18 protein-coding genes are annotated in these 18,155 nt (G+C 67.4%); 6 read left to right on the top strand and 12 right to left on the bottom strand.

Annotated features, from left to right (window positions below; genetic code table 11):
- Window positions 1–22 precede the first annotated feature (22 nt).
- The 5 genes from AB1281_RS19250 to AB1281_RS19230 form a co-directional block, all read right to left on the bottom strand.
- A complete protein-coding gene (locus tag AB1281_RS19250) occupies window positions 23–853 on the bottom strand; it encodes an epimerase (protein ID WP_430347017.1) in 831 nt (276 codons plus the stop codon).
- Between the two features lie 50 nt (window positions 854–903).
- On the bottom strand, window positions 904–1,842 hold the full coding sequence (gene panE, locus AB1281_RS19245) for a 2-dehydropantoate 2-reductase (protein ID WP_430346724.1): 939 nt from the start codon (window positions 1,840–1,842) through the stop codon (window positions 904–906).
- Window positions 1,843–2,139: 297 nt separating this feature from the next.
- Window positions 2,140–2,907 (bottom strand): hypothetical protein, encoded by a 768-nt coding sequence (locus tag AB1281_RS19240; RefSeq protein ID WP_430346723.1) that lies wholly within the window; start codon window positions 2,905–2,907, stop codon window positions 2,140–2,142.
- Window positions 2,908–3,317: 410 nt separating this feature from the next.
- Entirely contained in the window at window positions 3,318–4,109 is a 792-nt protein-coding gene (locus tag AB1281_RS19235; RefSeq protein ID WP_014038898.1) for an ABC transporter permease, read from the bottom strand.
- Window positions 4,106–5,074 carry an ABC transporter ATP-binding protein gene (locus AB1281_RS19230; protein ID WP_430346722.1) on the bottom strand — a complete coding sequence of 323 codons (969 nt, stop codon included), beginning with the start codon at window positions 5,072–5,074 and terminating at the stop codon, window positions 4,106–4,108. Before AB1281_RS19230 ends, AB1281_RS19235 begins: the two co-directional genes overlap by 4 nt.
- 84 nt (window positions 5,075–5,158) lie before the next feature.
- On the opposite strand from AB1281_RS19230, the gene AB1281_RS19225 reads away from it, so the two are divergent.
- Entirely contained in the window at window positions 5,159–5,908 is a 750-nt protein-coding gene (locus tag AB1281_RS19225) for a ferredoxin--NADP reductase (RefSeq protein ID WP_029379813.1), read from the top strand.
- A gap of 113 nt (window positions 5,909–6,021) precedes the next feature.
- Here AB1281_RS19225 and AB1281_RS19220 read toward each other — a convergent pair whose 3' ends face one another.
- The 3 genes from AB1281_RS19220 to AB1281_RS19210 all read right to left on the bottom strand — a co-directional run bounded on the left by AB1281_RS19220 (window position 6,022) and on the right by AB1281_RS19210 (window position 9,264).
- Window positions 6,022–7,197, bottom strand: coding sequence for a lytic polysaccharide monooxygenase (locus AB1281_RS19220; protein ID WP_430346721.1), 1,176 nt, complete (start codon window positions 7,195–7,197; stop codon window positions 6,022–6,024).
- Between the two features lie 178 nt (window positions 7,198–7,375).
- Window positions 7,376–8,545, bottom strand: a complete 1,170-nt coding sequence (locus tag AB1281_RS19215) for a lytic polysaccharide monooxygenase (RefSeq protein WP_430346720.1) — start codon at window positions 8,543–8,545, stop codon at window positions 7,376–7,378.
- A gap of 233 nt (window positions 8,546–8,778) precedes the next feature.
- A complete protein-coding gene (locus tag AB1281_RS19210; RefSeq protein WP_430346719.1) occupies window positions 8,779–9,264 on the bottom strand; it encodes a DUF1203 domain-containing protein in 486 nt (161 codons plus the stop codon).
- Window positions 9,265–9,419: 155 nt separating this feature from the next.
- Between AB1281_RS19210 and AB1281_RS19205 the strand changes: the two genes are divergently transcribed.
- The 4 genes from AB1281_RS19205 to AB1281_RS19190 all read left to right on the top strand — a co-directional run bounded on the left by AB1281_RS19205 (window position 9,420) and on the right by AB1281_RS19190 (window position 14,141).
- Window positions 9,420–10,622 (top strand): GGDEF domain-containing protein, encoded by a 1,203-nt coding sequence (locus tag AB1281_RS19205; RefSeq protein WP_430346718.1) that lies wholly within the window; start codon window positions 9,420–9,422, stop codon window positions 10,620–10,622.
- Window positions 10,623–10,690: 68 nt separating this feature from the next.
- Complete coding sequence (locus AB1281_RS19200; RefSeq protein WP_430346717.1) at window positions 10,691–12,217, top strand: alpha/beta hydrolase; 1,527 nt, start codon at window positions 10,691–10,693, stop codon at window positions 12,215–12,217.
- Window positions 12,214–12,960, top strand: a complete 747-nt coding sequence (locus AB1281_RS19195) for an ATP-binding cassette domain-containing protein (RefSeq protein WP_014038890.1) — start codon at window positions 12,214–12,216, stop codon at window positions 12,958–12,960. Before AB1281_RS19200 ends, AB1281_RS19195 begins: the two co-directional genes overlap by 4 nt.
- Window positions 12,957–14,141 (top strand): ABC transporter permease, encoded by a 1,185-nt coding sequence (locus tag AB1281_RS19190; RefSeq protein WP_014038889.1) that lies wholly within the window; start codon window positions 12,957–12,959, stop codon window positions 14,139–14,141. Before AB1281_RS19195 ends, AB1281_RS19190 begins: the two co-directional genes overlap by 4 nt.
- A 22-nt stretch (window positions 14,142–14,163) precedes the next feature.
- Here the strand turns inward: AB1281_RS19190 and AB1281_RS19185 are convergent, their stop codons facing one another.
- On the bottom strand, window positions 14,164–14,874 hold the full coding sequence (locus AB1281_RS19185; protein WP_430346716.1) for a transposase: 711 nt from the start codon (window positions 14,872–14,874) through the stop codon (window positions 14,164–14,166).
- A 99-nt stretch (window positions 14,875–14,973) separates the two neighbouring features.
- Window positions 14,974–15,771: an AraC family transcriptional regulator gene (locus tag AB1281_RS19180; RefSeq protein WP_430346715.1), complete on the bottom strand. Its 798-nt coding sequence runs from the start codon at window positions 15,769–15,771 to the stop codon at window positions 14,974–14,976.
- Window positions 15,772–15,849: 78 nt separating this feature from the next.
- On the opposite strand from AB1281_RS19180, the gene AB1281_RS19175 reads away from it, so the two are divergent.
- Window positions 15,850–16,104, top strand: coding sequence for a hypothetical protein (locus AB1281_RS19175; RefSeq protein ID WP_049442831.1), 255 nt, complete (start codon window positions 15,850–15,852; stop codon window positions 16,102–16,104).
- An 83-nt stretch (window positions 16,105–16,187) separates the two neighbouring features.
- Here AB1281_RS19175 and AB1281_RS19170 read toward each other — a convergent pair whose 3' ends face one another.
- Both AB1281_RS19170 and AB1281_RS19165 read right to left on the bottom strand, forming a co-directional pair.
- On the bottom strand, window positions 16,188–17,201 hold the full coding sequence (locus AB1281_RS19170; RefSeq protein ID WP_014038885.1) for an energy transducer TonB: 1,014 nt from the start codon (window positions 17,199–17,201) through the stop codon (window positions 16,188–16,190).
- Between the two features lie 200 nt (window positions 17,202–17,401).
- Window positions 17,402–18,043, bottom strand: coding sequence for a TIGR00645 family protein (locus AB1281_RS19165; protein ID WP_430346714.1), 642 nt, complete (start codon window positions 18,041–18,043; stop codon window positions 17,402–17,404).
- Between the last annotated feature and the right edge of the window lie 112 nt (window positions 18,044–18,155).

The following is an 18,155-nucleotide window of genomic DNA, read 5'->3' as shown; positions in this document are numbered from 1 at the left end:
GATTGCCGGCCAGCGGCCGGCACTACCGGAGCAGGTCGCGCAGGCCCTCACGGTAGCTGGGGAAGCGCGGCTGCCACCCCAGTGCTTCACGCGTGCCGCGACTGTCGATGCGCTTGTTGCTCTCGTAGAAGCGCCGCAGCGTCGGGCTCAGTGCAGGGTCGTCCCAGGCTACTGCAGGCGGCATCGCAAAGCCGCCCAGCTGAGCGGCGAAGGCCAGTACCTCCTGCGGCGGTGCCGGCTCGTCATCGGCCGGTAGATACAGCCCATCCACGCACGGCCGCTGCATCGACGCGATAACGACCGTCGCCAGGTCATCCACGTGCAGCCGGTTGAACACCAGCCCAGGACGCACGACGTGGCGCGCACGTCCCCGAGCCAGCTGCAGCAGCGCATTGCGCCCGGGACCGTACAGGCCGGGCAGGCGGAACAGCGCCGATGCGATGCCGCGTTCTTCTGCAAGCGCACGCCATTGTGCTTCGGCCCGCAGGCGCTGCACGCTGGCTGCCTCAGTGGCATCGGCTGCACTGCGCTCGTCGACCCAGCCGCCGGCGCGGTCGGCATACACTGAGGTGGACGACAGATAGCCCACCCAGCGCAATGCCGGGCTGGCCTGCAGAGCGGGCAACAACAGGCGCAGTGCCGGATCACCCTCGGCATCGGGCGGCACGCTGCACAGCACGGCCTCGGCCTGCGCGATCTCATCGAGCAGGGCGGGCGATGGCGTGGCATCGGCACGCAGCGGATGGCGTCGCAGGCCATCGTGTGGTGCCGATGCTGGATCGCGTACTGTGCCGGCGATGTGTGCGCCCAATGCCTGCAGATGTTGGGCCAGCACACAGCCGCTCCAGCCCATGCCAAGGATCAGCACCCGCGAGGGCAGGGTGCTGGTCTGCAACGTCTGGCTCACGCGCCGCGCAGTGCCTGGTAGGCCTGCAGGCTGCTGTAGGCGACCTGCAGCAGCAGGGCTTCCTGGTCGGCCTTGCGCGCGCGGGCCAGCATGTCGCCGACGATCTGTTCGGCCTCCACCTGCTGGCCGGCTTCCAGGTCACGCAGCATCGACGCCTTCAGTGCCGAGCCGGCCTGGGTCAGGGTGCCGCGCGCGGTGTCCTGCGCGGCCTCGGGAATCGGTTCACCGGCGGCCTCGGCCACGGCCAGGCATTCGTCGTACAGGCCACGCACGATGGCCTCGCCGTCATCGGTGGCGACGATGGTGCCGATGTCGGTGCGCAGCAGGCAGGTGGCGGCGGCCAGGGCGGTCAGGAAGGTGTACTTGATCCATTGCTCCTGGCCGATGTGTTCGCTGGCCAGGTGATCAAGATGGGCCTGCGCGCAGACCGCAGCGAAGGCGCGCACGCGCGCCGAGGCTGCGCCGCCGTCGCGCTCGCCGAAGGTGAGCTTGGCCGGTTTGCCCAGGTGCAGCACGGCACCGTCGGGAGCCTTGGTGGCGCTGATGAAGCACAGGCCGCCAAGCACGGCGTCGCGGCCGAAGCGCGCGTCCAGTGCGTTGTAGTGATGCAGGCCGTTGAGGATCGGCAGTACGGTGGTGCCTGCGCCAACGGCCGGGGCAATGGCGTCGATCGAACTGGACAGGTCATAGGCCTTGCAGCTGAGGATGACCAGGTCGAACGGTTTCTGTGCGGCGAGCGCAGGCAGCGCGTCGGCGGTGACATGCTGCACCGGGAAGCTGGCATCGCCGAGTGGGCTGCGGATGACCAGGCCGTCGCGATCCAGCTGGGCGGCGCGTGCGGGGCGCACGAGGAAGGTCACGTCCACGCTGGCCTGGGCCAGGCGACCGCCGAAGTAACCGCCGGTACCGCCGGCGCCGAGGATCAGGATGCGCATTGCACGTTCACCGTTTTCTGGGGAATCAGGATTTCGATTGTGCCGGAGATTGCGGCCAACGGCGGTGCCCCTCGTGGTGGTTCGCGCAGTTGGTTTCATGAGTTGGGTCGTGTGCGCCGGGTTCGCGGGGGACGCCGTGAACCCGTCCATGGGGGCTTAGCCACGCCATCCATGGCGCGGATACCCCCGCGAGCCCATCGCACACGACCCCTGACAGTTTCCGGGCGCGGCCACCACGGGAAGCAGATCAAGAGCGGAAGCGGGTCGCTCGCTGCGCGAGCTCGTGTAGAGCGGTGCTCAGGGCAGCTGTTCGCTGAAGTCTTCGGTGTAGCCCAATAGCAGTGTGGTGCGGGTGGCCGCCGTTGCAGCCAGTTTTGACCACGTGTCGTGCGTTCCGGCCGCGTAGATGCGTTGCAGGTCCGCGACCAACGCGCTCGCCTCTGCAGGCGACGGTGCGCGGTCGCGCTGGAAGCCGAGCCACGACGCACCGAGTCCGAACAGGCGGTAGTCATGGCGCTCCTGCAGGTGCCGGATCAGGGCGTGGTTCTGGAAGAGGTCCCAGTCGGCGCTGAAGTAGCCATTGGGCAGGGCGGCAATCAGCAGCTCATCACGGTCCACGGGCACCCGCTGCACGCAGATGACGTCGTCGACGATGAGATCCGGTGTCGCATTGGCGGCGACCAGCGCCTCGATGTCCTCGTCGCTGCACATCAACGTGCCCGCCAGCGCGGTCCACTCCAACCGATGCGTGGAATGCTCGAGCTGCGCGACCACATGCGCCAGCAATCGCTTGCGTGCCGCCAACGCATCTTCCGGCGTGGCCGGGTCTTCGTCCTCGTACAACGCAATGCGCGCGTCGTCGGACGCATGCATGCTGGTGTAACGGCACTGGCCGACATCGTCGAGCGTGCACAGGTAGCGATGGCGGGGATCGGCCACGTGCAGCGAGGCCAGGCAATCCAGCACCTCATCCAGCGTGGGCGAATCGCTCAGCAGGACATGGCTGAAGGCATCGATCGGGCCATCCGATACGGCCTTGTCCAATGGAATGGAAGTGATCTTCATCGCCACAGCCTAGCCGCAATCCGAAACGAAAAGAGCCAAGCATCGGCTTGGCTCTACAGGGAACGCTTCATCCACGCATGGCGTGGATCTACCGTGTCGACCAAGGTCGACACCCACCAACAGCAGCAGGAACCTGTCGAAGGCGGGGTGGGTCCGGTTGCGGGAGTGTCCGCGGCATGGATGCCGCGGCCAAGCCCCCATGGGTGAGGGCGCTTTGCTTGCGAAGCACTGCTTCGCAAGCGCCCGAACGCACAGCCGCCAGCGGCTGGGCCGGACCGCGGAGCGGGGTTCACGGCGTCTCCCGCAACCGGACCCACCCCGCCATCCCACGGATAGTCAGCTTTTGCCGTTGCCGTTGAAGTTGACGTTGATTCGGCGGGTGCAGGGCCGCAGGCCCTGCAGGCGCCCCCTCAGCTGCGCATGCCCACGCCACGACGCAGCAGCCACAGCGCCAGCGCCGTCAGCGCCACCACGAATCCGATCATCAACCCGTAGGCCACCGGCAGCGGCACGTCACTGCTGCCCAGCAGGCCATAGCGGAATGCATTGACCATGTAGAAGATCGGGTTCGCGTGCGTGGCCGCCTCGGCCCAGCCCGGCAGCAGCTTCACCGAATAGAACACGCCACCCAGGTAGGTCAGCGGGGTCAGGATGAAGGTCGGCACGATCGCCACGTCGTCGAATTTCTTCGCATACACCGCATTGATGAAACCGGCCAGCGAGAAGATCGTCGCGCCCAGGATCACCGTGGTCAGCATCACCAGCGGGTGCGGGATGCGCACCGGGGTGAAGAACATCGCGATGATCAGCACGATCACACCCACCATCAGGCCGCGCAGTACGGCACCGGCCACGTAGCCCCACAGGATCACCCAGTTCGGCATCGGGCTGACCAGCAGCTCTTCCACGTGGCGGCCGAACTTGGCACCGAAGAACGAGGAACTGATGTTGCCGTAGCTGTTCTGGATCACGCTCATCATCACCAGGCCCGGCACGATGAACTGCATGTAGGTGTAGCCGCCCATGTCACCCACGCGCGACCCGATCAGGTTGCCGAAGATCAGGAAGTACAGGGTCATGGTGATCGCCGGCGGCACCAGGGTCTGGCCCCAGATGCGCATGATGCGGGCGACTTCGCGGCGCACGATGGTCATCAGTGCGATGCGGTTGCGCTGGCCGTCGGTCAGCTCGGTGGTGCTCATGCAGGCTTCTCCAGGTTGCCGGTGAGGCGCACGAACAGCTCCTCCAGGCGGTTGCTCTTGGTACGCATCGAACGCACGCGGATGCCGGACTCGTTGAGCGTGGCGAACACGCGGTTGAGGTCCATCGCGCGCGGCATGTCGATGTCCAGCGTATGCGGGTCCGGCGCGGTCAGCGTCGCGCCTTCGATCACCGGCAGCTGTGCCGGCAGGTCACCGTCGATGTCCAGCAGGAAGCCTTCCACGTCCAGCTTGGCCAGCAGGGCGCGCATCGGGCCCTGCTCGACGATCTGGCCGTGGTTGATGATCGCCAGGTGGCGGCACAGGTACTCGGCTTCTTCCAGGTAGTGCGTGGTGAGGATGATCGTGGTGCCCGCGGCATTGATCTCCTTCAGCACGCGCCACATGTCGCGGCGGATCTCGATGTCCACGCCGGCGGTCGGCTCATCCAGGATCAGCAGGCGCGGGCGGGTCATCATCGCGCGGGCGATCATCAGCCGGCGCTTCATGCCGCCGGACAGCGTGCGGCTCATCACCTGCGCCTTTTCCCACAGGTGGGCCCGCTTCAGTTCCTCTTCGGCGCGCTGCTCGGCTTCCTCGCGCGGCACGCCGTAGAAGCCGGCGTAGTTCACCAGGATGTCGAAGGGCTTTTCGAACAGGTTGAAGTTGATTTCCTGCGGCACCAGCCCGATCAGGCGCATGGTGGCGCTGCGGTTGCGAACCAGGTCGCTGCCGAACACCTCCACCTTGCCCTCGCTGAGGTTGACCAGGGAGCTGATGATGCCGATCAGGGTCGACTTGCCGGCACCGTTGGGGCCGAGCAGAGCGAAGAAGTCGCCCGGGGCCACTTCCAGGGAAACCCCCTTCAGGGCCTGGGTGCCGTTGTCGTAGGTCTTGCGCAGGTCGCGCACGCGCAGGGCGGGCGCCGTATCGTTCTGGGATGCCAAGCTCGAAGCCTTCGCGCCCATGGGCTGGCGCTGGAGAGGGGCGGGGAGGGGCTATTATAGAAGACCCCGAGGGCTTGCCCCGGCTACACACTGTCCCGAAAAGTCGTGCCTGTTCAATTCCCCCTCAAGCTGGTCGGCTGCCGCATGCTGGCCCCGACCGTCGGCCACTACCAGTTCGTGCGTGACGATGGACAGCCGCTGGATTTCCAGCCCGGCCAGTTCATCCAGGTCCATTTCAGCTACGCCGACGGCACCGAAACCAAGCGCAGCTACTCGCTGGCGACCATCCACGACCACGCGCTGGGCCCGGGCGAGGCGGTGGATATCGCGGTCAGTTTCGTGCCCGGTGGCGCCGCTACGGCGCTGTTCGAGGCGCTGGAGCAGGGCGGCCAGATCAGTGCGTCCGGCCCCTACGGCCGCTTCTGCCTGAACCCCGGTGACCACAACGCCCGTTACCTGCTGATCGCCACCGGTACCGGCGTTACCCCGTACCGCTCGATGCTGCCGCTGCTGGAAAAGGCCATGGCCGAACGCGGCGTGCAGATCGTGCTGCTGCAGGGCGCGCGCAGCCCGGGCGAGCTGCTGTACAGCGAAGACTTCTACAGCTTCGCCGAAAAGCACCCGAACTTCCGCTATGTTCCGTGCCTGTCGCGCGAACTGCCGGCCGAACCACACCCGGACGTGCAGCACGGTTACGTGCAGCAGGCGCTGGCCGGATTCACCCCGGACCCGGCCACCGACATCGCCTACCTGTGCGGCAACCCGGACATGGTCGATGCCTGTGCCGAACTGCTGAAGGCCGCCGGCCTGGGCAACCCGCAGATCCGCCGCGAGAAGTACGTCAGCAGCAAATAATCCCGGGTAGTGCCGGCCGCTGGCCGGCAATCGCATGGACCCGGGTAGTGCCGGCCGCTGGCCGGCAACCCCATGAACCGGAGGCGGCATCATGCCGCCCCCGGTGTCCTGCCTCAGTACGCGATCCAGGCGTCGCGCCAGGCAAAGCCGGTGCCCGGGCGGTAGGCATCGGCGTTGATGTTGCACCAGGCGCCTTCCGGGAACGGGCGGCAGGCGTACAGCTTGCCGTCGGTGCCCTTCACCACGGTCTCGCCCGGCTTGTAGCTGCCGAGGCCGGCGGGGTAGACGAAGTCGAAGTCGCCGCCCGGCGGATCGACCGGATCGATCGGGCCCGGACCCGGCACCTGGGTTTCCAGCTGGAAGCGGTTGCCCGGCTTCAGGTACACGCGGTTGTCGGTGGCCGAGGCGACCGGCGTGATCACGCCGTTCTTCATCACACCCACGCGCGCGTGCTGTGCGCTGGCATTGACCTTGCGGGCCAGGGCCAGCGGCCACTGCGTCGGGCTGGTCTGGCCGGCCGCCAGCTTGGTTTCCAGCCGCTCCAGGTCATTGCCGTTGGCATTGAACACGCGCAGGGTCACGGTGCTGTCCACGTCCAGCGCACCGTTGGCGGTCACCGCGCCGGCATCCTGCCACTGCGGCGGCGGAACCACGCCACCGCCACCTTCGAAGCGCACGTCCATGCAGGTGTAGAACGCCTCACCCGAATCCGAGCGCTGCCAGGTGTTGTAGATGATGTGCTGGCCACTGCGCTTGGGCAGCGGGCAGTCCAGCTTGTAGACACCGCCTTCGGACAGCGGCACGTTGCCCAGGGTGCAGAATTCCTGCAGGTCGGCCCAGCGCAGCGGGCTGCCCGGCTGCCAGCCATCACGGGTGACGTAGAACTTCCACTCGCGGGTGGCGTGCGGCGCCGGCGCCCGGAATTCGAAGGTGTAGCGGCCGCGCGAATCGGCGCGGACCGGCGTGGTCGGCCAGTCGCTGCGGTTCAGATCGAGGCCGCGGTACTTGGGGATGCTGGCACTGCACAGTTCGCCATCACGCACCAGGTCGCGGTGGTTGCCATTGGCGTTGCCGTGGGCGATTGCACTCCAGTCATAGAACGGCTGCGCGCCGCCGATGGCCTTGGCCGCGGCACAGGCCGGGTTGGTCGGGTTTTCCGGATTGCCCTCGTGGCACTGCTTCACGCGGCTGAGCGGCTTGGTCATGGTGCCGTGGGCGAAGGCGCTGCCGGACAGGGCCAGGCCGGCAACGACGGACAGAGCGAGGACTGCCCGATGGGACAGGTGCATGCAGGAACTCCTTTGCGAGGTGTGGGAAACCTCGCGCAGTCTTCACATGCAGGCCCGCCGGCAACATCGGATAAGTTCGAATTCGATGGCGGCCGTGATCGATCTGCAACACGGTGCTCACTGTGCCGCTTTGCAGGAAGAAGGCGGTGCACCCTGCACCGCCTCCCGCATCACCGCCTCAGTATGCGATCCACGCATCGCGCCAGGCCGCACCCACGCCCGGCCGGTACGCCTCGGCGTTGACGTTGCACCATGCACCTTCCGGGAACGGGCGGCAGGCGTACAGCTTGCCGTCGCTGCTCTTCACCACGGTCTGGCCCGGCACATAGCTGCCGATGCCCGCCGGATACACGTGGTCGAAATCACCGCCCGGCGACGGCGTGCCCGGGTCGGGAACCTGGGTGTCGAGCTGGAAGCGGTTGCCGTCCTTCAGGTACACGCGGTTGTCGGTGGCCGAGGCCGCCGGCGTGATCACGCCATCGGCAAGCACGCCCACGCGCGCGTGCTGGGCACTGGCATTGACCTTGCGGGCGAGCACCAACGGCCACTGCGCGGGCGCGGTCTGGCCGCTGGCCAATGTGGCTTCCACGCGTTCGACATCATTGCCGTTGGCGTTGAACACGCGCAGTGCCAGCGTCGTGCCCACCGGCAGCTCACCGCGTGCAGTGACCGGGCCGGCATCCTGCCATTGCGGTGCCGGTGCGGTCCCTCCGCCGCCCTGGAAGCGCACGTCCATGCAGGTGTAGAACGCCTCGGTCGAATCCGAGCGCTGCCAGGTGTTGTAGATCACATGCTGGCCGGTGCGCTGCGGCAACGTACACTGCAGCTTGTAGGTGCCATCGGCCGACAGCGGTGTATTGCCCAGCGTGCAGAACTCCTGCAGGTCGGCCCAGCGCAGTGGGCTGCCCGGCTGCCAGCCTTCGCGGGTGACGAAGAAGCGCCAGTCGCGCGTGGCGTGCGGTGCGGTCGCCTTGAACACGAAGGTGAACTTGCCATTGGCATCGGCCTGGATCGGCGTGGTCTGCCAGTCACTGCGGTTCACATCCAGCCCGCGGAAGGTCGGGTTGTTGCCGCTGCACAGCTTGCCGTCGGGCACCACGGCCTGATGGTTGCCGTTGGCGTTGGCCTGGTTGATGCCGTTCCAGTCGTAGAACGCCTGCGAACCGCCAATCGCTTTTGCAGCGGCACAGGCCGGGTTGGTCGGGTTCTCGGGATTGCCCTGGAAGCAGGCATAGACACGGCTGACCGGCGTGGTCATGGTGCCGTGGGCGAACGCGCTGCCGGCCAGGCACAGGCCCGCAGCGGCGAACGAGGTAGCCAGCAACAGCGGTGTGGATCGGAATGACATGGCGCATCCTTGTGGTCGTCGAAAGGGAACGGTGACCGCAGGAGCTGCGCTGCGCGGCGGACTTTCGGCGGCACCACGGCGAGTATCGAGTCGCGCTGCAGGCGACGGAACCCTCGCAGTACCGATCCGTGACTGCGCATGTGAAGCCCTTCCCGCAGGCTTCACGCAGGGCTGAACGGATGCGCTGGACGTCACGTGGCCGGCGTGGCATCGATCACGTCATGGAGATCGCGCTACGCAGTCTCGGCACTCCCCCGATCCACCTGGCACGAGAAACAGCCATGCGCCGCGTTGTGCAGCTGGACGAACGCCACCGACGGGTCGGCGAACAATGCATCCAGGTGGTCGGCCACCCCGGTGCCCGCACAGACCTGGGCACCGCACATCAGCGCGGCGTGGTCATAGGCACGCACCGAAATCATCCGACGCTGTACATACGGGGGCACTTCGCCCGGCGGCAGGACGCAACGGGTCACGCCGCGCTGCACGAAGATCGGGCCGGCGGCGCGATACGGCGAGTGCAGCGGCAGGTGGACGTGGGACAGCAGGAGCAGTTCGCTGCCAGGTGCGGGATCGCTCAGGCTGATCCGGCAGGGATGGCCGCCATTGGCGCCCGCCCAGCGACGCTGGATGCCGAGCGCGGCGAGCGCGCTGTCGCTCATCTCGAACAAGTGCAGGAACGGGCGGTGGTCGATGCCGCCGAGGTACCACGCGTGCATGGGCGTCTCCTTGGGTGTTCCGCGGATTGTGCGCATGCGCCCGTCGCCATGCTCGCCGTTTTCAGACCCCACACCGGCATCGGGCAGGAGGACGCCACGGGGATCGCGCAACAAGGCGCTAAGATGCGCGCGCCGCCCCGGCCGACGAGCGCCGCATGTCCCTGGATTTCCCCACCATCACCGTGCTTGGCTTCCTGCTCTGCATCGGCATTGCCGTGGGGTTCTCGCTGTTGCTGGTCGTACTGCGCGGGCAACCTGTGCTGCGGCAGTGGACCATCAGCCTGTGGCTGCTGACCCTGGGGGTGACCCTGCTGGCCTTGCGACCCTACCTGCCACTGGTCCCGGCGGTACTGGCCGGCAATGCAGCGATGGCCGGCTGCGGGCTGATGATGCTGCGCGGCGTGGCCCTGCATCTGGAGCAGCCGTTGCCGCTGTGGCGGCCGTTGCTGATGGCGGCCGCGTTCATGGCCTGCATCTTCGCCTTCCTGGTGCTGTGGCCGAACCTGGCCCTGCGCCTGCAGGTGTTCAGCGTGTTCGCACTGATTGTCGATGGCTGGATCGCCGGGTTGCTGCTGCGGCATGCGCCGCCCCAGCAGCGCACCAGCTGCCGCCTGGCCGCCACCGTGTTCCTGGCGGAGGCCGCTCTCTATGGGGGGCGCCTGTTCCTGCCGGTGGCACCGGATGCCGGGGAGGACATCATGCGCACTGGCTCGCCGATGTTCGCCACGTACATCGCCGGGGTGATGCTGGAGCTGGCGCGTTGCTTTGCGATGGTGCTGCTGCTGGTCGAGCGCATGCTGGTCGACCTGCGCCATGCCGCCCGTACCGATGGCCTGACCGGCCTGCTCAACCGCAGCGCGGTGCTGGCCGACGGTCAGGCGCAACTGCTGAAGCTGCGCCGGCAGCGCCGCCCGCTGGTGCTGCTGCTGATCGACGTGGACCACTTCAAGAAGATCAATGATCGGTGGGGCCACCTGGCGGGCGACCAGGTGCTGCGCCATTTTTCGGCGACGCTGCAGCACTGCGTGCAGGGCCACGAGCACCTGCTGGGCCGTTACGGCGGCGAAGAATTCGTGCTGGTGCTGGCCGGAAGCACGCGCGACGACGCGGTGGAGCGGGCCGCCGCGATCCGCGCACGCCTGCAACAGCGGCCGGCTCTGCTGGCCGAGGGACGGGTGCCGGTCACCGCCAGCGTCGGTCTTGCGATGGATGCAGGGCAGGGCGATCTGTCGACCCTGCTGGCCGCCGCCGATGCCGCCCTGTACCGGGCCAAGGCCGAGGGGCGGGACCGCCTGGTCTGTGCGCCGTCGGTGGCGGATTCGTCATTGCCCATCGCCGTTGGCGCGCTGCCCGTGTAAGTTGGGTCACATCTTCCGCGGCAGCCCGTCGTGGTCGACAGGAACGTCCTCCAGGGGAAACGAGCACGATGCAAAGACACCACCTCGCGCTGGCCGGGATGCTGGCCAGCCTGATGATTGCCGGGTGCAGCCAGCCGCCGCCGGCCGACGCCGGAAGTGCCAGTGATGCACCCAGCCGTCGATTCGGCACGATCGACTTCCAGCCCTGTACGTTGTCCACCGAAGGCGCCAGCGCCAACGTGGAGGCGCAGTGCGCCACCCTGCAGGTACCGGAGGACCGGGCCCAGCCCGATGGCCGCCGGATCGGCCTGCGCATTGCCTGGCTGGAATCGGGCAGCAGTGGTGCCAGCCAGCCCGACCCGGTGTTCTTCCTGGCCGGCGGCCCCGGCCAGGCGGCCAGCGAGGTGGCGGTCATCGTCGATACCGCGCTGCGCCAGGTGCGCAAGCAGCGCGACGTGTTCCTGATCGACCAGCGCGGCACCGGCGGCTCCAACCCGCTCAGCTGCCTGGGCACGGACGGCAAGCCACTGCAGATGGACGAGGATGCCGCGCCTTCCGAGGCATCGCTGCGCGACTACGCCCAGCGCTGCGCGGCGTCGCTGCAGGGGCGTGCCGACGCGCGCTTTTACACCACCACCGAGGCCATCGCCGATCTGGACGCGGTGCGTGGTGCGCTTGGCGTGGATCAGGTCAACCTGGTCGGTGGCTCCTACGGCACCCGTGTGGCCCAGCGCTATGCCGGCGCCTATCCGCAGCACACCCGCAGCATCGTCATCGATGGCGTGGTGCCGAACGAGCTGGTGGTCGGTGGCGACTTCGCGACCACGTTCGAGGATTCGATCGCCCTGCAGTCGGCGCAGTGCCGCAAGGATGCCGCGTGCAGCAAGCGTTTCCCGACCGACACCCGCGCGCAGCTGCGCAGCGTGGTCGACACCCTGCGCCGTGCACCGGTCTCGGTCGAGTATCGCGATCCGGGTACCAACGCACCGCGGCAGGATGTCCTGACGCCGGACAGCGTGGTCGGCCTGGCCTTCGCCTTCTCCTACGTGCCGCAGTATTCCTCGCTGCTGCCATTGGTGCTGGATGAGGCCGCACACGGTCGCTACGCACCGCTGGCATCGCTGGCGCGCGGCGCGAACCGCAGCATGGATTTCCAGATCAACCGCGGCATGCAGTGGTCGGTGATCTGCAGCGAGGATGCACCGCGCTACCACGCGCCGGCCGAGGACCCCGAGCGGCTGTTCGGCAACGAAGTCGCCAGTGCCTTCTTCGCGGCCTGCCCGGTGTGGCCGCATCGTCCGGCGCCGGCAACCGATGCCGTGCCGCTGCGCAGCGACGTGCCGGCACTGCTGCTGTCCGGTGAGCTGGACCCGGTGACGCCGCCGCGCTACGCCGCGCAGGTGCTCAAGGGCCTGCCCAATGGCCGTGCGCTGGTCGCCCGTGGCCAGGGCCATGGCACGTTGACCGCCGGCTGCATGCCGCGCCTGCTCGGCCAGTTCATCGACAAGACCGATGCCAAGGCGCTGGATGCCGGCTGCCTGGACACGCTGAGCTACGTGCCGGCGTTCACCTCGTTCAACGGATGGGAACCATGATCGTCGCCGACAACCTGCACAAGGCCTTCGATACCCGCACGGGCCGCATCCAGGCGGTCGCCAACGTCGGCTTCCGCGCCGGGGATGGGCGGATCACCGGCCTGCTCGGCCCCAACGGTGCCGGCAAGACCACCACCATGCGCATGCTCTACACACTGATGACGCCCGATCAGGGCAGCATCACTGTCGACGGCATCGATGCGGCACGCAATCCGGTGGAGGTGCGTCGCCACCTCGGCGTGCTGCCTGATGCGCGTGGCGTCTACAAGCGCCTGACCGCGCGCGAGAACATCGCCTATTTCGGCGAGCTGCATGGCCTGTCGGCCGAGCGCATCCGCGAACGCATCGAGGTGCTGTCGCACGCGCTGGACATGGGCGACATCCTCGACCGGCAGACCGATGGCTTCTCGCAGGGCCAGCGCACCAAGACCGCGATTGCCCGCGCACTGGTGCACGACCCGCGCAACGTCATCCTCGACGAACCGACCAACGGCCTGGACGTGATGACCACGCGCGCGCTGCGCCGTTTCCTGCTGGGCCTGCGCGAAGAGGGCCGCTGCGTGATCCTGTCCAGCCACATCATGCAGGAGGTGGGCGCGTTGTGTGACCACATCGTGATCATCGCCAAGGGCACGGTGATGGCCGCCGGCAGCGCCGACGAGCTGCGCGCACAGGCCGGTGAAGCCAATCTTGAGGACGCGTTCGTGAAACTGATCGGCAGCGAAGAGGGCCTGCACGCATGAGCATGATGTCGACCCTGATGACGGTGATGCGCAAGGAACTGCGCGACCTGTCGCGTGACCGTCGTACGCTGCTGCTGACCCTGCTGTTCGGGCCGCTGCTGTACCCGGTGCTGCTGCTGGGCATGGGCAAGCTGGCCGAGAGCCGGGTGCGCACCCAGATCGAAGAGCCGTTGCAGATCCCGACCATCGGCGCGGAGAACGCGCCGAACCTGGTGCGCTTCCTCGCCGCACAGGGCCTCAATGCCGCACCGGCACCGAAGGACCTGGCCGAGGCCATTCGCACCCAGGACATCGATGTGGCGCTGCGCATCAGCGATGACTTCGGCAAGGACTGGGCCGATGGCAAGCCGGCACTGGTGGAGGTGATCAAGGACAGCACGCGGCGCGCTGCCGAAGTGCCCGGCGCCCGCCTGGAGGCGGCGCTGGCCACCTACAACGGCCAGGTCGGAGCACTGCGCCTGATGGCGCGCGGCATCGATGCACAGGTGGCACGCCCGCTGGACGTGGCGCGCCAGGACCTGGCCAGTGCCGAGGCCAAGCGCGGCATGATCCTGTCGATGCTGCTGCCGGTACTGCTGACGCTGACCTCGTTCATCGGTGGCGCCTACCTGGTGATGGACGCCACCGCCGGCGAGCGCGAACGGCAGTCGCTGGAACCACTGCTGGCCACGCCGGGCTCGCGCAGCGCGATCGTCAGCGGCAAGATCGCCGCCGCCTGCGTGGTCGGTTTCGTGTCGCTGCTGCTGACCCTGGTCGCGTTCAAGGTGAGCGCGCAGATCGCGCCCGGCAACATCGGCCGCCAGTTCAACATGAACGTCGGATCGATGCTGCAGATGCTGCTGGTGATGCTGCCGATGCTGCTGATCGGCACCTCGCTGCTGACCTTCCTGTCGGCCGCTGCCAAGAGCATGAAGGAAGCGCAGAGCCACATGACCTGGCTGATGCTGTTGCCGATGCTGCCCGGCTATGCACTGGTGGCCTATCCGCTGAAGAGCGAGATGTGGCAGTACGCCGTGCCGTTCCTGTCGCAGAACCAGATGCTGCTGAAGGTGATCCGCCACGAGACGATCACCCCGGCGGTCTGGGCGATCTACCTCGGCGCCAGCCTCGGCCTGGCCGCGGTGCTGTGGTTCGCCGCCGTTCGCCGTTACCACAACGAGCGCCTGGCGATCTCCGGCTGACCCAAAAAGGGGACGGAGGGGATTAAGTCGTTTCTGCCTCCCCCGTCCCCTCCTTGCGCGGGCGCCCTCGTCCGCGCATCGCCACAGGGCGCCCCAGCGTCTGCTCCACCATCCACAGGAATGCAGCGTCCCCCATCGGGCGTTGCCTGGCGCTGTGGTTGCGGATTGCGGGCAGGTCTGCGGATGCATTCACATCGCGCAGGAATTCGGCATACAACCTCGTCCTCTGCCGAGCGGTTCCTGCAAGTGCTTTGAACGCGGGATGCAGGGTGAGCATTGGATCATCCCGTCGTTGAAGGTTGCCGTGCACGCTGGACCACGGATGATCTTCGGCGCTGACAGCAATCCCGGCGCGAACCGGATTGCGTTCGATGTAGCGGTATACGCTGAGAAGATACGCGTCGCTGTCGATCATCGAGGAATGGAAGCGCCCCTGCCACAGAGGCCCGCTGCGTCCGTGCCGCTGGTTGAAGGCCTGCACGTAGTTGTTGCCCTGCATGCGCATTGCGCCCGCCAGTCCCTGCTGTGTGGAAGGCGTGGCCAGCAGGTGGATGTGGTTGCCCATCAGTACATAGGCATGCAGTGCGACGTGGTGCTTCAGGAATGCGCTGTGCAGCAGATGCAGGAACAGTTGGCGGTCGATGTCGTCGATGAAGATCGCGCCCTTGTTCACACCGCGCTGGACCACGTGATAGGGCTGGCCTGCCAGCATCAGGCGCGCTTGTCGGGGCATGGGATTCGAAGACTGAAGGGGTTTCCAGCCTGTCATCGCGGCCGCGGAGCAGGACATCAGGCAACGCCGCGAAGCCGTGTCGGATGAGTCGAAAGCGACTTAATCCCCTCCGTCCCCTTTTGCGTAGCGCGCAGGCGTCATTCCCATCTCGCGCTTGAACACGGTGATGAAGGCACTGGGCGTGTCGTAGCCCATCGACAGCGCGACGCTGATCACTGGTTCGCCAGACAGCAGACGGGGCAGCGCCAGCAGCACGCGCAGGCGCTGCCGCCACTGGCTCAGCGTCATGTGGGTTTCGGCCTGCCAACGACGGGCGAGGCTGCGGCTGGACAGGCCGCAGGTGGCTGCCCACGCCTCGACACTGCGAAGGTCATCCGGCGAACGTGCCAGCACCGCAGCGATCCGCCGCAGGCGGCGATCCCGCGGTTGTGGCAGGGCAAGTGGCAGGGGCGTGCTGGCGATGATCTCATCGGCGATCACGCCGGCCAGGCGTGCCTGCGCGGCGTCCAGTGCTTGGTGTGGCCAGTGCAGCGCACGCGTCGTCGCGGCCTGCAACAGCGCGTTGGGCTGGAAAATGCGCGGTTGAGCTGGAAGATCCAGGCAGGCCTCGGCGCAGAAGTACAGGCTCCAGCCATCGAATCCTTCCGCCCCCACCAGTGCGTGGGGCAGCAAGGGCGGAATCCAGGCGACGTGCCCCGCCGGCAGCAGCCACTGCAGATCGCCGACCTCGATCCGCAGCACGCCCTGGTGCGCGCCCAGCAGCTGGCCGCGGACGTGCTGGTGACGGGCCGTGCGTCGCGGGCGATGCAGTCGCAGCTGGGCCGCCAGCAGCACTGGCCCGTCGCTGGCGTTGGCCAGTGCCGGGTCGATCAATGCAGTGGATGTCTGATCTACCATATAAGGTGGCAGTTATACGGCAGAATCGCTATTGCGAGGCGTCCACACTGGAGCTCCCCTCCAATCGAGTACCTCGCCATGCAGCCGCAGGACATCCTTCCCGACCACCAGAACGACGTGCAGGTAAACGGCCTCACCGTGCGCAAGGGCAGCGTCGGTGCCTTCCTCGCCAGCGTCCGTGACTGGCAGGATCCCGCCAGCGATGACGCCACCCGTGCCACCGCCGAAGCCGACCTGCGTGCGCTGTTGCCGGGCCTACATGCGCTGGGCCTGTTCCAGGTGTTGGCCGCACGCGATCCGGCACTGCAGCGCATGATCGACAGCCTCTCCTGAAACGAACACGGCCCGGACATGCCGGGCCGTGTCGTCATTGCGGGGCGGAAACGACTTAATCCCCTCCGTCCCCTTTTTCGTGGTCAGCCGCCGCCCGGGGCGAATACCAGGGTGCGGCGGGTGGTGACCGGCGCGCTGACCGGCTCGAAGCGCCAGCGCTTGACCGCGTTCATGGCTTCGCGATCGAAGACGCGCGACGGGGTTGCGCGCAGCACGCGGGCGTTGATCACCGAACCGTCGGTGCCGACGGTGATTTCCACCAGCACTTCGCCGGAGGTGCCTGCACGCAGCGCCTCGGACGGATAGCGCGGTGCCGGGGTGCTGACCGGGCGCAGGTTCGGCGCTGCAGCGGCCGCCGGGGCTGCAGCCTGGCGTGCGGCGCTGGCCTGCTGGGCGGCAGCCTGCTGCTGCTTCTGCTCGGCTTCGCGGCGGGCAGCAGCCTGGCGCTCGGCTTCCTGGCGCTCGTTGTCGCGGCGGGCGGCATCCTGCTGGGCGGCGATCTGCTTGGCTGCGTCGGCTTCCTTGGCGCGCTGCTCGGCCAGGCGCTGCTGTTCGGTCTGCTGCTTGCTGCGGTCCTCAGCGTCCTTCTTCGCCTTCTCGGCTTCCGCTTCGGTGCGCTTGGCAGCGTTCTGCACGCCCTTGGCCAGGCCGTCCTTCAGGCGCGGCAGGGCCGGCGCGGAGGCATCCACCTTCTCGATCAGCGCCACCAGGCGCTGCGCTTCGGTGTAGTCCTCGCGGCCCAGGTGCTGTTCGGCGGCGATCAGGGTATAGGGCAGCAGGTCGGTCAGCGCGCTCTTCACCGAGGCGTCGTCCGGGGTCTTGTCGCGCAGGGCGAGGTAGTACTCGATGGCGTTGTCGCCGGCCGGCGCGTACATGCGGTTCTCGCGCAGGGCCTGGCTGGCCGACTCACGCAGCTGCTCGGTACCCATCGACTGCACCTTGGCGGCGACCACCGGTGCGGCCGGTGCAGCGGCGGTGGGTGCGGCGGCCGGGGCCGGTGCTGCGGATTCTTCCTTGCCCGAGCAGGCGGCCAGCGCCAGTGCCAAAGCAACCGGCAGCCACCGGCGCGCGGCGGTGATCGTTGAGACGTGCGACATCCTGCTCCCCTCTAGAAGACGACGTGACGTAAATCATTGATATGCAAGGCCGGGACCTGCGGTCCGGGCGCGGCAGGGTGACGTTTCCCGACGCCACCGCCGGCAACGGCGAGGGTGCAATCTAGCATCCCGGCCACCGCCGCGTACAAGGGGCGGTGGCCGGAACGGGCAACGGCGTCATGCCGCTGCTGGCAACGACCTCAGTGGTCGTGCGCCTTGTCGTGCGACTTGCTGTGGCTGTTGGACATCAGCTTGTCGGTCCAGGCGATGCCGATCGCCGACAGGATGAACACGCAGTGGATGATGGTCTGCCACAGCACGCCTTCCTGGGTCATGGTCGTGCAGGTATCGACGCCAGCGCTGTAGAAACTGGTCGAAGCCGACGACACCGCTGCTGCCCATTGTTCCGGTTTGCACAGCGGCAATCCCTTCAGCGCGCTGGTGGCGATGAAGGTCTTCAGCAGGTGGATCGAGGAGATGCCGATGATCGCCATCGCCAGCTTCACCTTCAGCACGCTGGCGTTGACGTGGCTCAGCCACTCCGGCTGGTCCGGATGGCCTTCCAGGCGCAGGCGCGAGACGAAGGTCTCGTAGCCGCCGACGATCACCATCACCAGCAGGTTGGAGATCATCACCACGTCGATCAGGCCCAGCACGATCAGCATGATCTGCTGTTCGCCCATCGAGACCGAATGGGACAGCAGGTGCCAGAGTTCCTTGCCGAACAGGAACACGTAGACGCACTGGGCAAGGATCAGGCCCAGGTACAGCGGCAGCTGCAGCCAGCGCGAGGCGAAGATCAGCGTGGACAACGGGGAGAGCGGCGGGCGGTTTGCACTCATGCGGGGGATGCTGCGTTTCGGGGGAGAGGCGAGGTTACCGGCCCGCCATGACGGTGCCAACCCAACTCTCGCACTAGACTTCAGGTTCCTTTCCGCACCCCGAGCCGACGCC

It is taken from the genome of Stenotrophomonas sp. NRRL B-14846 (assembly GCF_050473585.1).
Taxonomy (GTDB): domain Bacteria; phylum Pseudomonadota; class Gammaproteobacteria; order Xanthomonadales; family Xanthomonadaceae; genus Stenotrophomonas.
The sequence above is the reverse complement of the archived record's forward strand: the minus strand, read 5'-3'. Positions and strand labels throughout refer to the sequence as shown.